This is a genomic window from Streptomyces sp. NPDC001339 (assembly GCF_042895955.1).
In the GTDB taxonomy this organism is placed as follows: Bacteria; Actinomycetota; Actinomycetes; order Streptomycetales; family Streptomycetaceae; genus Streptomyces.
In genome coordinates this window covers 236,810-255,925 of sequence record NZ_JBIAWT010000008.1, presented here as the reverse complement: position 1 = coordinate 255,925, position 19,116 = coordinate 236,810, and the positions used below count along the sequence as shown (strand labels likewise).

20 protein-coding genes are annotated in these 19,116 nt (G+C 65.6%); 9 read left to right on the top strand and 11 right to left on the bottom strand.

Annotation, left to right across the window (positions count from 1 at the left end; genetic code table 11):
• Positions 1 to 19: 19 nt before the first annotated feature.
• A complete protein-coding gene (locus ACFY12_RS24760) occupies positions 20 to 964 on the bottom strand; it encodes a hypothetical protein (RefSeq protein ID WP_390718072.1) in 945 nt (314 codons plus the stop codon).
• Between the two features lie 164 nt (positions 965 to 1,128).
• The gene (locus ACFY12_RS24755; protein ID WP_263270154.1) at positions 1,129 to 1,323 is read right to left on the bottom strand and encodes a hypothetical protein; all 195 of its coding nucleotides are present in this window, start codon (positions 1,321 to 1,323) and stop codon (positions 1,129 to 1,131) included.
• 345 nt (positions 1,324 to 1,668) lie between these two features.
• Here ACFY12_RS24755 and ACFY12_RS24750 point away from each other — a divergent pair, with 345 nt between their 5' ends.
• The 3 genes from ACFY12_RS24750 (at position 1,669) to ACFY12_RS24740 (ending at position 4,619) form a co-directional block, all read left to right on the top strand.
• Positions 1,669 to 3,174 carry a helix-turn-helix domain-containing protein gene (locus ACFY12_RS24750; RefSeq protein ID WP_390718071.1) on the top strand — a complete coding sequence of 502 codons (1,506 nt, stop codon included), beginning with the start codon at positions 1,669 to 1,671 and terminating at the stop codon, positions 3,172 to 3,174.
• Positions 3,171 to 3,890: an HAD family hydrolase gene (locus tag ACFY12_RS24745; protein ID WP_390718070.1), complete on the top strand. Its 720-nt coding sequence runs from the start codon at positions 3,171 to 3,173 to the stop codon at positions 3,888 to 3,890. The genes ACFY12_RS24750 and ACFY12_RS24745 overlap by 4 nt, the downstream gene beginning before the upstream one ends.
• Before the next feature lie 69 nt (positions 3,891 to 3,959).
• Positions 3,960 to 4,619 (top strand): HAD family hydrolase, encoded by a 660-nt coding sequence (locus ACFY12_RS24740; protein ID WP_390718069.1) that lies wholly within the window; start codon positions 3,960 to 3,962, stop codon positions 4,617 to 4,619.
• Positions 4,620 to 4,784: 165 nt separating this feature from the next.
• Here the strand turns inward: ACFY12_RS24740 and tyrS are convergent, their stop codons facing one another.
• The 6 genes from tyrS to ACFY12_RS24710 all read right to left on the bottom strand — a co-directional run bounded on the left by tyrS (position 4,785) and on the right by ACFY12_RS24710 (position 11,668).
• Positions 4,785 to 6,053 (bottom strand): tyrosine--tRNA ligase, encoded by a 1,269-nt coding sequence (gene tyrS, locus ACFY12_RS24735; protein ID WP_390718068.1) that lies wholly within the window; start codon positions 6,051 to 6,053, stop codon positions 4,785 to 4,787.
• A gap of 135 nt (positions 6,054 to 6,188) precedes the next feature.
• Entirely contained in the window at positions 6,189 to 7,331 is a 1,143-nt protein-coding gene (locus ACFY12_RS24730; protein WP_390718067.1) for a glycosyltransferase, read from the bottom strand.
• Positions 7,332 to 7,335: 4 nt separating this feature from the next.
• Positions 7,336 to 8,289, bottom strand: a complete 954-nt coding sequence (locus ACFY12_RS24725) for a phosphotransferase family protein (protein ID WP_390718066.1) — start codon at positions 8,287 to 8,289, stop codon at positions 7,336 to 7,338.
• Positions 8,286 to 9,350 (bottom strand): hypothetical protein, encoded by a 1,065-nt coding sequence (locus tag ACFY12_RS24720; RefSeq protein WP_390718065.1) that lies wholly within the window; start codon positions 9,348 to 9,350, stop codon positions 8,286 to 8,288. Before ACFY12_RS24720 ends, ACFY12_RS24725 begins: the two co-directional genes overlap by 4 nt.
• The gene (locus ACFY12_RS24715) at positions 9,347 to 11,029 is read right to left on the bottom strand and encodes a pyridoxal phosphate-dependent decarboxylase family protein (RefSeq protein WP_390718064.1); all 1,683 of its coding nucleotides are present in this window, start codon (positions 11,027 to 11,029) and stop codon (positions 9,347 to 9,349) included. Before ACFY12_RS24715 ends, ACFY12_RS24720 begins: the two co-directional genes overlap by 4 nt.
• A gap of 39 nt (positions 11,030 to 11,068) precedes the next feature.
• Entirely contained in the window at positions 11,069 to 11,668 is a 600-nt protein-coding gene (locus ACFY12_RS24710; protein WP_390718063.1) for a DUF4254 domain-containing protein, read from the bottom strand.
• Between the two features lie 339 nt (positions 11,669 to 12,007).
• Here ACFY12_RS24710 and ACFY12_RS24705 point away from each other — a divergent pair, with 339 nt between their 5' ends.
• Positions 12,008 to 12,658, top strand: a complete 651-nt coding sequence (locus ACFY12_RS24705) for an HAD family hydrolase (RefSeq protein ID WP_390718062.1) — start codon at positions 12,008 to 12,010, stop codon at positions 12,656 to 12,658.
• A gap of 12 nt (positions 12,659 to 12,670) precedes the next feature.
• Complete coding sequence (locus tag ACFY12_RS24700; RefSeq protein ID WP_390718061.1) at positions 12,671 to 13,540, top strand: DUF1932 domain-containing protein; 870 nt, start codon at positions 12,671 to 12,673, stop codon at positions 13,538 to 13,540.
• A 25-nt stretch (positions 13,541 to 13,565) separates the two neighbouring features.
• Here the strand turns inward: ACFY12_RS24700 and ACFY12_RS24695 are convergent, their stop codons facing one another.
• Both ACFY12_RS24695 and ACFY12_RS24690 read right to left on the bottom strand, forming a co-directional pair.
• Positions 13,566 to 14,117: a guanylate kinase gene (locus ACFY12_RS24695; RefSeq protein ID WP_390718060.1), complete on the bottom strand. Its 552-nt coding sequence runs from the start codon at positions 14,115 to 14,117 to the stop codon at positions 13,566 to 13,568.
• Entirely contained in the window at positions 14,114 to 15,124 is a 1,011-nt protein-coding gene (locus ACFY12_RS24690) for an AAA family ATPase (RefSeq protein ID WP_390718220.1), read from the bottom strand. The genes ACFY12_RS24695 and ACFY12_RS24690 overlap by 4 nt, the downstream gene beginning before the upstream one ends.
• A gap of 451 nt (positions 15,125 to 15,575) precedes the next feature.
• Here ACFY12_RS24690 and ACFY12_RS24685 point away from each other — a divergent pair, with 451 nt between their 5' ends.
• Positions 15,576 to 15,794 (top strand): helix-turn-helix domain-containing protein, encoded by a 219-nt coding sequence (locus ACFY12_RS24685; RefSeq protein ID WP_390718059.1) that lies wholly within the window; start codon positions 15,576 to 15,578, stop codon positions 15,792 to 15,794.
• A 136-nt stretch (positions 15,795 to 15,930) separates the two neighbouring features.
• Here the strand turns inward: ACFY12_RS24685 and ACFY12_RS24680 are convergent, their stop codons facing one another.
• Positions 15,931 to 16,185 carry an integrase gene (locus tag ACFY12_RS24680; RefSeq protein WP_265885299.1) on the bottom strand — a complete coding sequence of 85 codons (255 nt, stop codon included), beginning with the start codon at positions 16,183 to 16,185 and terminating at the stop codon, positions 15,931 to 15,933.
• 90 nt (positions 16,186 to 16,275) lie between these two features.
• On the opposite strand from ACFY12_RS24680, the gene ACFY12_RS24675 reads away from it, so the two are divergent.
• From ACFY12_RS24675 to ACFY12_RS24665, 3 genes are all read left to right on the top strand, one after another.
• On the top strand, positions 16,276 to 16,914 hold the full coding sequence (locus ACFY12_RS24675; protein ID WP_390718058.1) for a helix-turn-helix domain-containing protein: 639 nt from the start codon (positions 16,276 to 16,278) through the stop codon (positions 16,912 to 16,914).
• A gap of 2 nt (positions 16,915 to 16,916) precedes the next feature.
• Positions 16,917 to 18,572 carry a tyrosine-type recombinase/integrase gene (locus ACFY12_RS24670; RefSeq protein ID WP_390718057.1) on the top strand — a complete coding sequence of 552 codons (1,656 nt, stop codon included), beginning with the start codon at positions 16,917 to 16,919 and terminating at the stop codon, positions 18,570 to 18,572.
• Positions 18,573 to 18,684: 112 nt separating this feature from the next.
• Entirely contained in the window at positions 18,685 to 19,110 is a 426-nt protein-coding gene (locus ACFY12_RS24665) for a hypothetical protein (protein ID WP_390718056.1), read from the top strand.
• Positions 19,111 to 19,116: the final 6 nt, after the last annotated feature.

The window sequence follows — 19,116 nt, the reverse complement described above, 5'->3', positions numbered from 1 at the left end:
TCTGTCCCGGCGGTACGGACTACGGCGCGGAGGCTTTGACAGCCCAGGCGCGGTGGCGGTCGAACAGCATTGGGGCGTCTCCGCAATAGCTCCATGGCACGTCGGTGGCGTACGGGCCGATGGCGTCGAAGACCTCACCGGCTTCGCGATGCCGGTTCGCGAATGACAGCGCGTGGGCGAGGTAGTTGGCGTCCTCGTGGAATGCGGCGTGAGGACGGTTCGGGGCTCGATAGGACCACCAGTTGTCCCACGCCTGCCAGGTCGACGGATTGTCCGTCCAGGGGTGAACGGTCAGTCCGTAGCGGTGCCCCTCCACTTCCATCCGCTGCCGGTGCGACTCGGCGAGGGCGACCAGGGGCAGGACATGCGCCGGCACGCCACGCGGGGCGTGAGTGCACCGTTCTTGCACCCAGTGGAACATCTCCCCTCCGGTGCCGTGCCAGGAGGGGAACAGGTAGGTAAGGAGCTCGTGGTGCGCCTCCCGGTTCCAAGGGTCGCGCTCTATCACCTGCTGCCACAGCTGTCGCACCGTCGCGCGCCACTCGGGGGCCTGGGGAGGCGAGTGAAAGCGGGTCAATGCGAGCATCACCACGTACGGTGAGGGGTCGCTCGGCATCCCGTCGGCGGCTGCGTCACAGACGTCCCATGCCTGCTCCATCGCCTCACTGCGGCCCCGTCCTCGACCGCCGGCCATCGACCGCAGAGCAAGCACATGGGCCAGAAGGGCAAGAGCGTGCGGCGACTGCGGTTCGGCTTGCGCCCACGTGTCAGCAAACGTCAGGCGCGCGCCTACACGGGCGAGGACCTGAAGGCGGAAGATGCGCCGGTCCCAGTCTGCGCCCGTTGCAGCCAGCAGTCCCCGGGCCCCTTCCCAGCGGCCCATCGCCGTGTCCTCGACCACCACCCGTAACTGAGCGTCGTCGCGGGCCGGATGCCGGTCCAGAGCCGGTTTACGACTACTCACGACGCCCTCGCTCGGCGGTGGCCGTACCTACAGCCAGGCCCAGAGGCACAGTTGGTATCGGCTTCATCAAGAGTCCTCGCGTCACGTCCGGAAGTGGAAAGACCGTCAGGGCTCAGGGGTAAAGGGAGGGGATCCAGAACCTCGCCAGCGCCCCGACGGCCGGTCTAGAAGTCGATCTCTTTGATCAGCTCGACCGCGCCCTGCACACCGTCCCTGATGCTCGGCGCTGCGGAGCTCCCTGCCAGGAAGAAGCCGAACAGGACGCACACGATGGCGTGGCCCATGTTCAGGCCGCCCTTCTTCACCAGGAGAAAGACGATCACGCCCAGGAACACCACGGCTGAGAAGCTAACGATCACGGGCCACCTCTGAGGAGATCCGCTTGCCACAACGCGGGAGGGGCCGCCACGCCGTCTTCCGCTGGCGATCCAGCGGCAGGGACTGTGCCATCCGTACGTACGGGACCGAGGACACCTTCGACTCCGGTGGACGAGTTCAGGGACAACAGGTGATCCACAGCAGGAGAGCTACGTCCGTCCGAATCATCCACTCTCGGGCGGTCCGCCAGCGCCGTGCACTGCGGGAGTCCCAGAGTGATGGGGAAACGCCCGGTGCACACATTTCCGAGGTGATATCACTTGAGTGATTTCGGTTTTGCCAGGGCAAGTTGAGGTCGCATGAATCTCTTCAAGGGGGAGGCATAGGTGCTTGCGCAGTCGCCGCGAGGCTGCGAACAGTGCGGCTGCCGACTGAGCCAGTACAACTCTGGGACGCTGTGCTCGGCCTGCGTTCGCTCCCGCACCCTGAACCAACACGCCCTCTCCGTACCAGAACGCGTGTGGCGCAGCCAAGAGATCCAACGAGCCCTAGCCTCCTGGGACTTCGGCAAGGCCACCCGCCTGATCCGCCAGCAGGGGTCGCTGCGTCAAGACGACATTGCCCATCTGACGGGCCTGAGCCAGGCGTTCCTCTCCATGCTTGAGTCAGGGCATCGCCGTCTCACCAACATCGACAAGATCGTCGAGTTCCTCACTGGTCTCGGCGTTCCCCCCGAACTGGCCCCGCTCCCGCTTCCCCGCCCCCTCCGTCCCTCCCGGGACCTGTACTCCGGCGATCTCGACCCGGCCTTGCCATGGACGGCGAGTCGTATGGTGACGGCGTTAGGCACTGCAGTTGGAGGGAGCGCGATGGACCGCCGACGGTTCCTTGCGGTGAGCGGCCTGGCGCTCACCGCCTTCGTGCACCACTGGAGCACTGCCGAAGCGGAACCGCTCGTCCGCGCCGCGGAGGGCAGCCGGCTCACACACAAGCTCCTCGACAGCCTCCAGGAGACCACGGACAACCTGCGCAGTATGGACGCGAGCGCTGGCAGCGGCACGTTGGCCGACCTCGGCAACGCTCATCTGCTACTCCTCAAGCGACTTGTTGAGCAGGCTTCCTACGACGAGGGCACGGGGCAGCGACTCGCTGCGATCACCGCGGACACCGCCATCCAGACAGGATGGTTCACCTTCGACTCCGGAGATCGAGACCGAAGCCCTACCTACCTGTTCGCTGCGCTCCGCGCCGCAAAGGCATCCGGCGACGTGCGGCTCGGCGTCGGAGCTCTCTCCTACCTGGCCATCCACGGCTACTCCACGGGTGCACCACGCAATGCGGTTACCGCAGCGCGAGGTGCTCGCGAGAAGATCAAGAACCTCGGCGCCCCGGCCCTGGAGGCAATGCTGCTGACGCGGCAAGCCCGCGGGCACGCAAAGCTCGGCGAACGGCAGGAGGTATTCACCGCGCTAGGTCAGGCAGCTGAACTGTGTGCTCAAGGACGTACCGAACGCGATCCCCACTGGTTGTATTGGATCAACGAAGGTGAGATCCACGGCCAAGCCGGCAGCTGCTACCTCGATCTGGGTGAGCCGCAGAAAGCCGTCACCAGCTTCACGCAGGCGCATGACTCGCTGAACCCCTCAGACCAGCGCACGCGGGCCCTGTTCCTGTCCCGGGCCGCGTCCGCTCACGTACGTCAAGGGGACGCTGAAGCAGGGTGTGACACCGCGCACCGGGCTCTCGACCTGGCCGAGCAGCTCCAGTCCGCGCGACTCAACGAGCACGTTGAGTCGATGCTCAGCGACCTCGAAGCAGTAGGGGACGCCACATACGCTCAAGATCTACTGGACCGTGGCGCCGCCGTGATGGGAGCGAGGAATTGCACGTGACCGACAACCAACAGACCCTCGTCCTCTGGGACATTGACCGTACGCTGCTCTACGTTGGTGACATCGACCGTCAGGTGTATCGCGAAGCCTTCGCCGAAGTCGTCGGCCGCCCAGCCGAACACCTGCCGGCCCGCGGTACGGGCGTCACCATGCCCCTCGCGATCCGGTCGCTGCTCCTGGACAACGGTGTGCCCGAGACAGTTGTCCCTGACCTGTTGCCGCGCATCGTGGAGCTGCTGCCCAAGCTGCTCGCGGCTCACAGCGAAGATCTACGGCAGCAAGGGGTTCTCATGCCCGGTGCGAGGGCCGCACTCCAAGCTGTCCACGACGACCCGCGCTTGGTGCCAACGGCCGTCACCGGCAATCTCAAGCTGAATGCGCTGCTGAAGCTCGCGGCCTTCGACCTCGACGGCTACCTCGATATCGAGATCGGCGGATTCGCCTCCGACGACGACCATCGGCCCGCGCTCGTGGGCATCGCACAGGGACGCGCACAGGCCAAACACGGGACGGCCTTCACTCGTTCGAACACGGTGATCATCGGAGACTCCCTTGAGGACGTCCGCACGGGCCTTGAGGGCGGGGCCTCAGTTCTCGGTGTGCCCTCGGGCAAGACCTCCGCACAGGACCTCAAGGAAGCGGGGGCCGACGTTGTTCTCGACAGCCTGGAAAACGTACAGCAGCTGGTGGCTGCGATCGCTTCCGTCACACCCTGAACAAGCACCCTTCGTCTGGAGAGCGACAGTCCTGTCAGGCCCATACGCCGCGGGTCTACACTGCCGATCATGACGCAGAGCCCTGTCGAGCTGGTGATCTTCGATTGTGACGGCGTACTGGTGGACAGCGAGCGGATATGCGTCAAAGTGGACGCGATGATCATGGCTGAACTGGGATGCACGTTCACCGAGGACGAGATCATCGAGAAGTTCGTCGGCTCGTCCACCGAGGTCTACACGGCCGCCGTAGAGGAACAGCTCGGACGGCGCCTGGAGAAGGACTGGCTGCAGCAATACGAGCATCTGTACCAGGCGGCCTTCGACGCGGAATTGACCGCTGTCGATGGCGTCGCAGAAGCCCTGAGCAGCCTCACCACACCCGTCTGCGTCGCATCGAACACTCACCACGCCGGCATCCGGAGAAACCTGGAGATCGCCGCACTGAGGGACCACTTCGAGGAGCGCATCTTCAGCGCAGACGATGTCCCCCGAGGCAAGCCTGCCCCCGACCTCTTCCTGCACGCTGCTCGCTCCATGGGCGTGGAGCCCGAGCGGTGCGCGGTGATCGAGGACAGCGCGTACGGAGTTCAGGCAGCACGTGCCGCCGGCATGCGGGCCTTCGGCTACTGCGGCGGCCTCACACCGGCCACGCGACTGGAAGGCCCAGGCACCACCCTGTTCGACGATATGCGCGACCTACCCAAGCTGCTGGCCACCCCGACGCACTGAACAGCAGCAGTGCCTCGCAGGCAATCGGACCAGCCGCTACGCCATTCACGACCGGTCCGCGGGTTGTTGCCGACGGGCCTGCTTGCTCACGGTAGCCGTAGCTCAGGCGCGTGAGCCGGAGGTACTCCTCCGGCTCACGGCTGAGCTTCCATCTCCCGGGCCGCTTCAGGCCCCGGTGACCTCGATCGCCGACAGGTTCTTCTTGCCCCGGCGAAGCACCAGCCAGCGTCCGTGCAACAGCTCGTCAGCCGTGGCCACCGTGTCCTCGGAGGCCACCTTCACGTTGTTCACGTAGGCGCCGCCCTCTTTCACGGTGCGGCGGGCGGCCGACTTGCTTGCCACAAGGCCAACCTCCGCGAACAGATCGGTAACCAGGCCGAGTTCGCTCACCTTGGTGTTCGGGAGCTCGGAGAGCGCAGCGGCCAGTGTCGCCTCGTCGAGGTCGGCGAGCTTGCCCTGCCCGAACAGCGCCTTCGACGCGGCGATCACCGCGGCGCACTGGTCGGCGCCGTGCACCAGCGTGGTCAGCTCCTCGGCGAGCGCACGCTGCGCGGTGCGGGCTTGCGGTCGCTCCTCAGTCACCTTCTCCAACTCCTCAAGCTCCTCGCGGGACTTGAAGGAGAGGATGCGCATGTACCGGGAGATGTCCTGGTCGTCGGTGTTCAGCCAGAACTGGTAGAACGCGTACGGCGTGGTCATCTCCGGGTCAAGCCACAGCGTGCCCGTCTCTGTCTTGCCGAACTTGGTGCCATCCGCCTTCGTCAACAGTGGCGTCGCGAGCGCGTGCACCTCGGCGTGCGGCTCCATGCGGTGGATCAGATCCAGACCGGCCGTGAGGTTGCCCCACTGGTCGCTGCCGCCTGTCTGGAGGGTGCAGCCGTACCGCCGGTACAGCTCCAGGAAGTCCATACCCTGGAGCAACTGGTAGCTGAACTCCGTGAAGCTAATGCCCTGGTCGGACGCCAGGCGCTGGGCGACCGAGTCCTTGGTGAGCATCTTGTTCACCCGGAAGTGCTTGCCGATGTCCCGCAGGAACCCGATCACGGTCAGACCCGAGGTCCAGTCCAGGTTGTTGACCATGGTCGCCGCATTGTCGCCCTCAAAGGAGAGGAACGGCTCGATCTGCGCGCGCAGCCGGGTCACCCACTGGGCGATGATCTCCGGGTCGTTCAGGGTGCGCTCGGCGGTCGGTCGAGGGTCACCGATATGGCCGGTCGCGCCGCCCACGAGTGCCAGCGGCCGGTGCCCGGCCTGCTGGAGCCGGCGAAGGGTGAGCACCTGGACGAGGTGGCCCACGTGCAGGCTGGCCGCGGTCGGGTCAAAGCCGCAATAGAACGTGACGGGACCATCCGCGAGAGCCTTGCGCAGTGCGTCCTGGTCAGTGGCATGGGCGATCAGCCCGCGCCACTGGAACTCGTCGACGATGGCCGTCACGGTCCTGTGTCTCCTAGAGTCGCGTGTGTCAGTGTGGCGGCCAGTGTAGTGCTCCAGGCTGCCATCCGTGTTTGTACTGGTCAGCGGCCGTTTACGTGCAGTGACCGGGTCGCCGCACACCCGGAGTGTCCTGGTTCACGCCATCCCGAACCATAGGTCGAGTAGTCGACCGATCACAGCCTCGCTGTGATCGCGATAGTCACGTACGAGTGCTTTGCCGCCGGCCACGAGCCGGGTACGGAGCGCGGGATCATGATCGATCGCGTCGATGATCTGCCCGAAATCCCGTGCGGCCCGGTTGATGTCGTCCGGAGAAACCCGGGGATACAGCACATTGCCTTCGAGCTCGTAGCCGGCGATCGGTGGCGGGGAGACGAACATCGCGGCATTTCCCAGCTCGGGCAGGCTGCCTATCCGGTGGGCCACGACAGGTACTCCTGACTCCATTGCTTCAAGCGCGACGCGTGGGAGACCTTCCGGGCCGAGCGACGGCACGAGCAGGATCCTGGTGAGGTTGTAGATCGTGGCGGGGTCCGGGCTGAAGGCGGCCACCTGGACGTTCGGCGAGGGCGGCGCGTACGGCGGGACATCGGGCCAGGTCTCCACGACAAGGTAGGCGTCTCCGGGGCGCTGACGAACGAGTGCGTCCCAGACACGCCGGCCCTTGATGGGGTGGTGATTGATCAACGTCAGGGACCGGCCCGCCGCGCCTACGGATGCCGGGCTGACTCGTCGCTCGGGCAGGAGGTTGGGGAGCACCTGCGCTGGCACACCGGTCTGGCCGTGGAAGGCGTCGGCGATCGTCTGGCTGACCGCGTGCACACTGGCCTGCCGCATCAGATCGTAGTAACCCCGGACCTCGTCGGCGGGGTGGTCATGGCTTGTGGGGTAAAGCTGGTCGGTGACGAGCACCGCTACATGCCGACCACTCGCGAGGCATTCGTCCAGCACGGCACGATGCGCTTCGTTGAGCCGGACCGCGCAGGAGTTGAGCAGGATCACGTCGGGGTCCAGCTCCTTCAGAAGATCTTGAAGCGCCTGCCGGTACGCGCTCGCTGGCCCCGGGGCACCGATGAAGGTTTCGTGGACAGTGCAGCCCTGGACGGTCCGGGTTCTGCGTTCGGTTCCGGGATTCCTGTGTTGAGCGATGCAGGCGAGGCTGGCTGGGCGCCCTCGGCTCTTGACGCGTTGCAGTAGCTCGCGGACTTGAAGGAACAGGCCATTGGTGAAGCCCTCGCGGGTGAAGTCGTCGAGACTCACGAAGACGGTGCCGGGCATGGCGTTACTCCTTGTGGGCCGCGGCGGCGGCGAAGAAATCGAGCAAGGTCCAGAGCCGGGTGGCGATCGGGCTGCCAGCCGAGGGCGGGCCGCTGACGCTGAGGGGACTCGGGGAGAGCATCTTGAGGCTGGCGATCGCTGAGTACAGATCGAATATGCGCTGCCGAATGGGGCCGACGCACAGTGGCGCGGCAACCCGTTCGATGCACTCCGCCTCCGGCCCACGGGCCAAAAGGCCGGCGCGAGCGACGCCGAGGGGGTATAGGGCGTCACCGAACCCGAGCTCGTCGAGGTCGACGATCGCCGTGACTCTCCCACCATCCACCAGCACGTTCTGGTGGGTGGCGTCGATCAGGTAGGGCAACGGTTCGATGCGTTCGAACTCGGGGCGTAGCTCGCGGATGGTTCTGCGGATTTCTCCGATGGCCGGCCTCTGCCGCTGCGAGGGCGTCAGCTGATCGATTGCGCCGGTGAAGTACTCCCAGAGCACGTCAGACCAGCGGGAGTGGCAGCGCAGGTCGCTGTAGCTGGCGATGCCGCCGTATCCGGGACCGGGTGGAAGGCCGCTCATGCGGTGCCGGATGGCGAGCAGGTCGTCGGCAACGGCGTGCTTCTCGGCGGCCGTAAGGTCGGTGTAGACGTTGCAGAGATCATCCCCTGGGGCTTGCTCAAGGAGCATGATCGGCCAGGGCAGTACGGTCCCGGTGAGGTCCATGGACAGCACGCGGGGGACGGGCACTCCCACCCGAGCGAGCTGGCGCCGCCAATACGCGAATCCCGCGAAGCACTCGGCGCGGTCGTGTCGAGTGATCCGCGCAATCACGGACTCACCGGACTTCAGCCCCACCGTGAACACGAAGTGGCTGCGGCCCATCGAGATTCGGCGGGCGGTCACGGCCTCTTGGCGCAGGCACCGACTGGCCGCCTTCAGGGCTTCCTGCTCTGTGGGGGGCTTCATGGGAGAAGCAATTCTGTTGCCGCGAGCGGGATAACGCTGAGGCTGGCGTAGCCACGAAAGAATGCCCAGGTCGTCTCGAAGTCGTCGGTGCTGACGATCAGGCCGGGAACGCCGAGGTAACCCGCGAGGTGGCCCAGGCCGCTGTCGCACCCCACGAAAAGGCGGCATGACAGGAGACGGGTGACCATCTCGGGAAGCTCTGCCCGTACGTAGGTCAGGTCGTCGCCGAGGTAGTCCTGGGTGTCAGGGCCGCCGAGGATCTGGACTTCGCCGTGTGCTGCAACCTGGCTCAGGAGCCGTCGGGCCGACTGTCGCGGCAGCGGGGTGCTGGAACGCGCATCGAGCTGGCAATACACCACGTCTTCTTGGCCACTGGGCGTTGGAGCTTCACGGAGCGGAAGCGGCGGCACTCGGTGGCGGACTCGTCCCCCGAAGGTGTCGGTCACGGCGTGGTTGAACCGGTCAAGCCACGGGAGGCTCCATGAAGACCGGGCGAAGATCGCGTCGCCATTGATCGCTTCGCTGGGCGAAGGGACGTAGCTCACTCGCCCGCATGCGAACACCTCGACAACTTCGGCGAGGATGGGCGAACCGGTGACGGCAACTGATGCTATGGCGTTGTCGCGGCAGTAGTGCTCCAGGCCGGTGACGATGCCCAGGGCATCGCCGAGACGATTGTGCCGGGCGAACCGCATCACGGACCCGCCGGGGAGCGTCGTCGGCGGCGCCTTGTCCGCCTCGGACGGAAGTCTTGCCGCGTCCGCGAGTTGTTCGCTTAGGCAGCGCAGCCCACGTTGACCGCAGCGCCAAGTGCGGGGAGCCGCCGGGATATCCACTGCGGGCTTCCGGCGGCCGTCGACATATCGCACCTCATCGAAACCGAATTCCTCGATGAGTTCACCGATCGCTGGTGGCCCGCTCACCTCGACTTGGGATAGTCCGTGTCTCCGGGCGTAGGAGGCCAGACCAGCCGTCAACTCGACGCAGTCACGGATAGGGAGGTCGGCGGCGGCGAAGTGCGTCGGCAGTTCTTCTCGGCCATTGATCGATGGTTGGTTCACCGGGTCCCCTCGTGCACATCTGTATCCGGATGAATGGCGTCGAACTGTCGCTTGCCCTTGAGGAGGCGCACGACCAGCTCCCTGGCGTGCGAGTCGGAGAAGTACGGATTGAGGGAGTACACCCGCAGAGCCACGACCGGCTCGCCAGCCGGCGTGTAGAAGGCCGCGGAGGTTTTGCTCAGCGCGATCTGCTCGGCCTCCGGTACGCGTTGACGCGATAGCCACGCGAACAGGTCAGAGGTGTACTGGTTTATTCGGCGCACCGAGCTGGTGTCGCTGAAGTCCTCCTCGGCAGCGGCCGGGTCATCCGGCGGGTAACAGCGCAAGAACACATCCGGGCCGTACGAATGTTTGTTGATGGCTGTCACGTCGCCAGCTGCTACGTCATCAACGTGGCGTCGGAGCGCTTCGGCTGTCTCAAGCGCGTGACCGAGAAGTTTCCGCATTCCCTGCTTGCCCAGGGCCTGCAGGCCAACCCAGGTCGCGACCATGTTCGCCGCTGACCTGGAAGTTTCCAGCGTGAAGGTCCCAGGGTTGTACGCATCCTTGTCATGGAACAGCGGAGTCATGACTCCGCCGTCGCGACGTAGCCGCGAGAAGTCTCGCCCATCTCGCATGATGATCATGCTGGACGTGTACGGCGCGAAACCGGTCTTGTGGAAATCGGTTCCGAACGAGTCGGCGTGCCGCACTGTCTTCAGGCGCTCCACAAGCCGTGAGAGTTTCGCCACCACAGGCGGGCTGAATTCGAGGGGATTGCGATGCAGGTCGTAATCGATGAAGCAGAGATAAGCCCACCCGATGACCGTGTCCGCATGCACGTGGGGCGTGTAATCCAATCCATATTCCGCGGCCAGCCGATCCCGCATCGCAGCGATCTCGCCGAAGTCATCGACGGCCATATTGGAGGTCGTCCCGCCAGCGCCCATGATGCATGCAAGTCGGTGCCCGCGTGCCAGCACGTCGCGGCAGGCCGCTTCCATCGACTCCAGGTCTGTGGTCTGGTCGGGCAGCGACGCAGCGGATATGTAGTTTCGGGTGCCGATACCAAGCCACGCGCACGCGGACTTCTGCGAGTAGTGCGCCGGCCAGGAACCGACGACGGCCATCCCAGGCTCGATCCCCCGCTCGGCGTGGTCGGGCTGCGCCTTGGAGATGCCGACGTTGATCGCGTACAGGTTGGTCGCAGTGCCCCCGAAGGTGAACAGGCCACCTGCCTGATCCGGGTCGTACCCCGCCAGCCGCGCCATCGCCTGGGCACAGGACAGCTCGGCGGTAAGGGTCTCGGCGGCGTCCTCTCCAGTGACGCCGTTCGGCATGAACAACGACACCGCGCACAGCGCTGCCAGGTTGACGAACGACGGCGGCGGAACGACGTTCTTGGCGAACATGTGGTGGTGCACCTTGACCGATCCAGCCAGCCACCAACGCAGTTGGCTGAGAACCGTCTCCGCGGCGACAGGGTCCTCCAGCAGGTGTCCACCACCCACCGGTGAACGCCCGTCTTCCTGGTCCCAGCGCGGATACACGGGCCCTGCACCCTGATGGCTCAGCGCCTCATCGAGTGCACCGCGGATGAGCTCGACAAGCACGTCCGCGTTGTCGCCATCGGGGCGTAGAAACAGGCCATTGCGCCAGTCTGCGAAATCATCCCCATACCCGGAGCAATCAGTTGTCATGGCGGACCCCAGTGCCTTGGAGGAGCAACCCGACCGCGCTCATCGTCCGGGCTTCCCGTAGAGCTTCATGCGCTCAGGTCGGGGCGTGCGGCGTCGGCCGGAGGCAAGGTCCTCACAAGCGACTGCGATAGACCACACGAGATCGTCACGCTGACGACGCAGAATCGCGACACGTTCCGCCGCGCCGGCATCACCCTCGACGAGTTGCTCGGTATGCATGATCCGCAGCGTCTCCACCGACAGGCGATCCAGAGCCGAGCCGATCGACTCGGTAAGGGGAGGTACGTCTTGGTCCGCACCCCACGCCGCATCAAAGATTCGATCAATCTGCTCGATGAGTTTGTGGCGACGGCCGTTGAGTTCGTCGATCTCCCGCTTGATGGCCGGAATCTGCCCGTCTCCAGCTCGCCGCACCCGATCTTCGGCATCCCACTGCCGGCTGTTGTTCGCATACAGCCGGTTCAGCGGCTCCAGCAACTCCGGCGAGCGAGGAAACGGCATCCCGGCGAGAGCATCCTCGCACCACCCGTGCTGCCCATTTTGTATGCCGACGCAGGACTTACCCTGAATCATTACAGTTCGCGGGTCTGGATCCCGCTCGCCCGTATCTAGATCCAGCTGAGCAGGCATATTCGTCATCAGCGGTATCCCCCTTCGGTACCTCGTTGGATCAGCCCCTGCCGACGATCACGGGAGACAGCCGTGAGCGCGAGCGGAGGGTGGATGCAAGAGTGGCTCATCGGCGCGAGTCGATCACATCACCGTTGTGATATGCCCATGCCCTGCGCGCCGATCGATCGCTGAAGGGCTGAGCAGCGACGCTGTGAACGTCACGGCATAGAGCAGGACTTGGCGAATCGGGTCCGCCACGTCATCGACGCACCCGCCGGCCGGTCAGCCCACGCTGCGCGAGACCTCGTCATCATGGCGCCCAACTGCGCGTTCCGGGCAACTCACGGTCCCGTAAGGTCTGCTTCCATGCAGCGGTTGGCGATCTTCGATCTTGATAACACCCTTGTTGACCGCCAAGGTCCCCTGACGGACTGGGTCTCGGCATTCTCCTCGCAGTACGCCCTGAATGATCACGAACGAGCGGATCTGCTCCAGGTGGTGCACGCACGTGCCTACCCCTCGACCTTCGAGACGATCCGTGCGCAGTACGGCCTTGCCCCTTCGGCCGAGGCGTTGTGGCGTGACTACTGCGCATACATGGCTCGCTCAGTCAGCTGCCCTGCTGATGTGCTTGAGGGCCTGTCCACGCTCCGACGTACCGGCTGGAAGATCGCCGTCGCCACGAACGGCGCCAATGAGATCCAGACCGAGAAAGCGGCCATGTCGGGGATCGTCGATCACGTTGATGCGGTGTGCGCCTCTGAGGCAGCCGGAGTGCGTAAGCCGGAGGTAGCGATGTTCGAGAAGGCGGCCGCCTCATGCGGAGCCGACCTCGCGCTCGGCGGCTGGATGATCGGCGACGGCGTGGACACCGATATCCGCGGCGGCAGAGCGGCCGGACTACGCACCATCTGGGTCAGCGGCGGCAGGTCCTGGCCCGGGGACGACGCGGAGCCGGACCACGCCACCACTGATGTATGCCAAGCGATCGATCTGCTGCTCACCACCGTGAGCTGAGAGGACCTCGTCGTGAACTCTGAAGCGATCACGGTTGGGCTGCTGCATCCCGGCAGCATGGGCGCCGCCTTCGGCGCCCAGTTGCGACGGCGCAACGTGCGGGTTCTGTGGTGCATGGACGGCCGCAGCAGCCGGTCCCGGGCACGGGCCGAGGATGCCGGCCTCGAAGGCGTACAGAACCTTGCGCAGCTCGTGGCGCATGCCGATGTGCTGCTGTCTCTGTGTCCGCCTGCCGCCGCGGTGGATGTCGCGCAGCAGGTGGCGACCTGTGGCTTCGACGACGGGTTGTATATCGAGGCCAACGCGATCACGCCGCATCGCGTCAGGGAGGTCTCAGGGCTTCTTCCTGGCGCCGTGGTCATCGATGGCGCGGTGGTCGGCTCCCCGCCGGTGGGTGGCAAGCGGCCCACGTTGTATCTGTCCGGAGCTCCTGACGGCTGCTCTCAGGTCGCGTCCCTGTTCGCCGCGAGTGACGTGAAACCCCATGTGCTGGGCGCCGAGGTGGGTACGGCCTCTGCGCTGAAGCTGTCGTACTCGAGTTACCAGAAGGTCTCCCGCATCCTGGCGGCGCTCGCCTACGGCGTCGCTGATGCGAACGGCGTTGCCGACGAGCTCGTCAAGATCGCTGGGAAACGGGGTGGCAGCTACCTGACCGAGACCGGCTACATCCCCAAGACTGCCTCCCGTGCCTGGCGCTGGGGCCCTGAACTGGACGACGCAGCAGCTCTGCTGCGGGAGGCCGGGCTGCCGGACGATCTGATGCGAGCAGCCAGCGGAGTTCTTCACCAGTGGGCGAGCGCCCGAGACCGTGAACTCACCGTCGCCGAGGCGCTCGCGCTCCTGCATGTCGACCACGGTCGTGAGGGGCATGGCGAACCGTAGCCGGGTCCGCGCGGTTCGCCCGCGGTCAGATGCCGCGGCGAATCAGCAGATCGATCTCGTGCGCCGCCTCTGTAGGCGAGATGGCGTCGGTATCGAGCCGTACGTCCCAAGCGAAATCCGTGCTGGTCTCGATGTCCTGGGCCGTCGCGTCCCAGGCGGAGAGGCGGGCCTCGGTATCGCTGTCGCCGCGCCCCTTGGAGCGGTTCGCGGTACTCTCCCGCGAACACCACAGGAGCACGCTGGTCCACGAGGCGGGGAATCTCTCCACCACCGCCTCAATGCCTGCGATCTGCCCGAGATGCAGGATGGGAATGCGCCCGTCCTGCATGGCCTGGGTAAGGCCGGGACGGTCTACGAGGTAGATGTTGCCGTACCTGTCGTTGCGGTAGATCACGTCTCCGCGTACCTCAAGCTCTACGAGCTCATCGGCGGTCCCCATCCGGTAGCCACGAGTACGGCCACTACCAATCTTGAGACGCATGAACGCGCGATAGGCGTCGTTGAAGTCGCACAGTGCTGTGGTGATGGTGTCCTTCCCGGATGCGGGTGGACCGTACAGCAGAATGCCCTGGCTCATGCGAACACCGTCCCGAAGACCTGCCGAACCTGATCGGTGAGGGATATTGCGGTACCGAGACGGTTGTCGACCACCAAGTGCGGTACGACCGGCCGCAGTTCCGGATCAATCGTCGCCGCGTACTCATCCCAGTTCTGCAACTTCCAGCTGTCGCGGGCTGCCGAGCGGAAGCTGATGTACTCGTGCATGGTCTCAAGGTCACACTGGATCCAGATAACCGCCACCGTCACTCCCCGCGCCTCGCACCGGTTGATCAAGCGGCGCATCCACCGCTCGTCGCTCACCTCAGCAACGAACGGTGCGGTGAGCACAGTGCTGATCGAACAGTCGACATTGGCGTAGGCGGTCTCCAGCAAGCACTGGTACTCCAAGGGCCGCACTTTCTCCCGATATACCGGGGAGTGGCGGTCGTTTGCATCGCTTCCCATCTCAACGAGCAGCCGCTCAACAAGCGGACGGGTGATGGGATCCTTATCGAGGACCGGCCACCCGGTGAGCCGCGAGATGAACCGTGAGAACTCCGACTTCCCACTGCCGGCGAGGCCGCCCACCATCAATAGCGTGGGCTGATTCGGGTCGCCGCCCGTGTGACGGCGTCTCCACGCGTCAATGATGCGCTGCTGAACCTCCTGACCGTTGCTGTCGGCATTACCCGGAGCGATCTGCAGCACCGCGCGCTCAACGGCCAGCACATGGTCGCCGAGCGGCTCCACCTTCGAGGGCGTGAGCCGGAGCTGAGTCTGCTCACCCGGCAACGCCTTCCGGAACCCCAACTCAGGCTCGGTAGCCCGGTACAGAAGGCAGTAGGCCCGGCGATAATGCGGGCCGGGGTACACCTCACCCTGCTCGTGCTGCCACAAGGTCTGGAAGTTCGCCGCTGGCACTGTGAGTCCGGCAGCGCGCGCCACCTCACGTAGCCGCTCACCGGCACCCTCAAGCGTCAGGCCATGTGCTTCGCGCATGGAGCGAAGCTGGCCCGGTTGCCACCCCGCACGGCTCTTCGCCATGACTGCTACCGCCTGCCCGTTACTCACCATGATCGGGACACTAAGTCTGCCCCGCGCGAACGCATGTGTAAGCGGATGTTGAAAAGTCACGTCGCCCGATGATGAGCGGCTTGGCCAAGCACCAGTGATACTCCGCGGCACCGAACGCAGATGTGATGGGCCCCACCCCGGCGGAGTACTTGCCGGAGCCAAGGTTGATCACTCGGCGAGGGAGACGATCACAGTGTCAAGACGGCGAACCACCGAGGTAGCTGCTGCGTGGGGCGGTCGCCGGTGTACCGCCTGCCGGTGCCGCTTGAGCCGGTATAACAGCGAAACCGTCTGTTCCGTCTGTAACCGCAGTGGGACGGCGGCACAGACAACATGCCCCTTCGTCCCGACCCAGGTCTGGACGTACGAGGACGTCAAAGGCGCCTTAGTTCAGCGGGACTTCGGCAGGCTATGCCAGCTCGTGCGAGAACGCGGCCATCTCCGTCAGGAGGACATGGCGCTCCTGACGGGGCTGAGCCAGGCTTTCCTGTCGATGCTGGAGTCTGGACAGCGGCGGCTCACGAACATCGATCGCATCATCGTGCTTCTGGACGGCTTGAATGCACCCGCTGATCTCACAGGCCCGATGCTCCGTCCTGTCCCCCTCGCGCCGACCCCACCGTTCCAAGCGGTGTCCTGACCCGGCCGCGGGCACGAGGTCGCAGCATGGCACCCACAAACCTCCACAGGCATGCCCACCCCATGGAAGGGTTCGCCTCCACGAGCCCCGCGCTCCGCGCTCCGGCATCCAGGCCAGGGGACAACGTCCCCGACGATTACGTGGAAGGGGCACCGCACCCGACCGCCTCCTCCGGCTGTACGCCGAGGAGCCGGTGCAGCTCCGCAGTAACCACGCGGTACGCGTTCCCAAGCTTGAGGACGGTGACCGGATACTCGTCCCTCTTCGCCAAGGCGTATCCGGTGCTCCGGCCGATCGTCAGCGCCTTGTTGGCTGTGTCGAGGTCGACGGCAGCCGGCAGCGCGAGCAGCTCTTCGTAGGTCATCCCTCGTACAGCTTTGCGTGTAGTCATGATGTATTCCGATCAACAAAAGTTGCCCTGACGGCGAACTGTGTACCACGAATGTTGCTGCAACACATTTCCCTGTCGTAAGTTGTCACCATGACAAACAGGGAGTGGTCACCGGCCTTCACCGCCCGCGTCGCCGAGCAGATGCGCCGTGCGCGCAAGGCCGCCGGCCTCACCGTCACGGAGGCGGCCGAGGCATGCGCGGCTCTGGGCCTGGCGGTCCCGAAGACGACGATCACGAACTTGGAGACAGGGCGCCGCAGCTCGATCGACCTCGCGGAATTCCTCGTCCTGGCCGAGGTCTACAAGGTCCCGCCGGTCAGCCTGCTGTTCCCCCTCGGCCTGGAAGCCTCCGTCGAAGTGCTTCCAGACCGGGAGGTCTCGACCTGGGATGCTGTGGCCTGGTTCACCGGTGAGACACGGCTGGAGAGGCCCGCGCCGGAGGAGTCCGCCCGCGGCGTGCTGGACACCTTCCGCGCCCACAGCGACGCCGTGGCAACAGCCCTGGCTTCGACCCGCTTGGCCAAGGAGCGCCGCCGGAAGGCCAGCACCACCCTCGACTCCGGCCGCCGTGAGGCTCTGCTTGAAGCCGCGGGCGCGTACGAACAGCTCGCCTTCGACGACTGCAGAGAGCTCCGGGAGTTCCGCCTCACGATGCGGCAGCGCGGCCTCACCCCACCGTCCCTCCCCACCGAACTCTCCTTCGTCGACGAGCACGATCCCGAGGACTAGCCTTGGCCAGCACCACCTCCGGCGGCACGGTCACCCGCCGCTGTTCCTGCCGCAACCCCGCGACGGGCAAGAACTACGGCAAGGCGTGCCCCAAACTTGCCAATCGCCGCCATGGCAACTGGTCCATACGCCACGAACTGGTCAATCGATCCGATGGCACTCGGCGGGAATTCCGCCGCAGCGGTTTCGAGTCCTCGACCGACGCCACCAAGGAACTGGGCAAGGTCCGCGCGCTGCTCGCCATACCCGATGAGGACGACCAAGCGGGGCATCTGGCGATCAGCGACATGCTGGAGGACTGCTCCAAGAAGAAGGAGCCGCTGCCGGACTACGACGAAACGCGTCGGCGGCTGTCGGCAGGTCAGGCGCTGAACTCGAAGATGTCGGTGGCTGAGTGGCTCGACCTCTGGCTCGCCGGCAAGAAGCGCCTCCGTGTGGGCGGCTACAAGCGGTACGAGTGCGACGTCCGCGTCCATCTCAAGCCCCACCTGGGCGAGATACGCCTGGACAAGCTCAACGTGCCCCATCTGGACCGGATGTTCGACGCCATTAACGAGGCGAACATCGAGATCCAGGAGCAAAATACCCAGCGGCGTTCCGCTCTGGAGGAACTCAAGACCATCCCGTGGAAGGGCGCGGAGAACCGAGCGCGCCGCAAGTGGTTGAAGGCCGCCATCGACCAGATGCCGCCCTTCCGCCGCGTCACCACCGTCAACACGCAGCACCACATCAAGGCCACGCTGCGGGCGGCGCTCAACACCGCTATCGCCCAGCGGATCATCCCGAACTACAACCCGGCCGAGCACGTCGAGTTGCAGCCCGGCACCAAGCCCAAGGCCCTCGTCTGGACCGACGAGCGCGTCGCGCACTGGCTGGCCACCGGCGAGAAGCCCAGCCCGGTGATGGTGTGGACGCCGGAGCAGACCGGCAGGTTCCTGGACCACATCGTCGGCGACCGTCTGGAGGCCATGTGGCGGATGATCGCCTTCCGCGGTCTGCGGCGCGGCGAGGGCTGTGCTCCGCGCTGGATCGACTACTCGAAGAAATCGCGGTCGCTGGAGATCGCCACGCAGCTCGTCCAGGACGGCTGGGAGATCCTTGAGGGGCTCCCGAAGACCAACAGCGGCATCCGGTCCATCGCGCTTGACGAAGAGACGGTTGACCTCATCGAGCTGCGCAAGGTCGCCCAGGAGGAGGAGAAGCGCAAGTGGGATGACGCCTGGCAGGACACGGGCCGCATCTTCACCGAGGAGGACGGATCCCTTCTGCACCCAGGCAAGATCTCCGACCTCTTCGAGCGCCTCATCGCCGAGGCTGGCCTGCCGCCGATCCGCCTCCACGACCTGCGCCACGGCGCCGCGACCCTCATGCTCGCGGCCGACGTCGACATCAAGGTCGTCTCGGAGACGCTGGGCCACAGTGACACCCGCATCACCCGCGACATTTACCAGTCCGTCCTCGACGACCTGGCCCGCGCGGCGGCGGAAGCGGTGGTCAAGCTCGTGCCCCGTGCTCCCCGATCGATCCGTACGGCGATCGAGCGGCGCGCTTCGCGGCCTGGACCCGCCATCGGCACGGTAGAGGGGTGCACCTGTTCGTGTACCTGCGGGGCCGCTGGGCGAGAAGGACGCATGATCGTGGCTGGAGAGGCCGGCTGATGCTTGTTCATACACCCGCCGCGTCATGACCTTGGAGCCGATCAGGGCCCGTTCATGCCAACAGCCGCTTACCATGGGGCAGATGCGAGGTACAGCTGGTTTGGGGGGGAGCATGGATCCGCAGTTGACGGCGATGGCGCAGACCGCGAGCGCCACCGTCGTGGCCCTGATGGCGACCGATGTCTGGCAGCACACCCGTGACGGCGTCGTCGCGTTGTGGCGCCGCGTGCGCCCTGGCCAGGCCGAAGAGGTCGGCAATGAGCTGGAGGCGACCCGGGCGGAGATCCTGGCCGCTCGGCAGGATGGCGACACCCTCGGCGAGCAGGCTCTGGCGGGTGAGTGGCAAGGGAGGCTGCGCCGCCTGCTGATCGCCGATCCGGACATCGCGCAGGAGCTGCTCCGTGTCCTGGAGGAGTCTCGCGCTCTGCTCCCCACAGGGCAAGAGATCCAAGCTCCGGTGGTCCACATGCGTGCCGAGGTCTCTGGCAGCGGCCGGGTCTACCAGGCCGGTCGTGACCAGCACATCACCGAACGGTGACCGAGG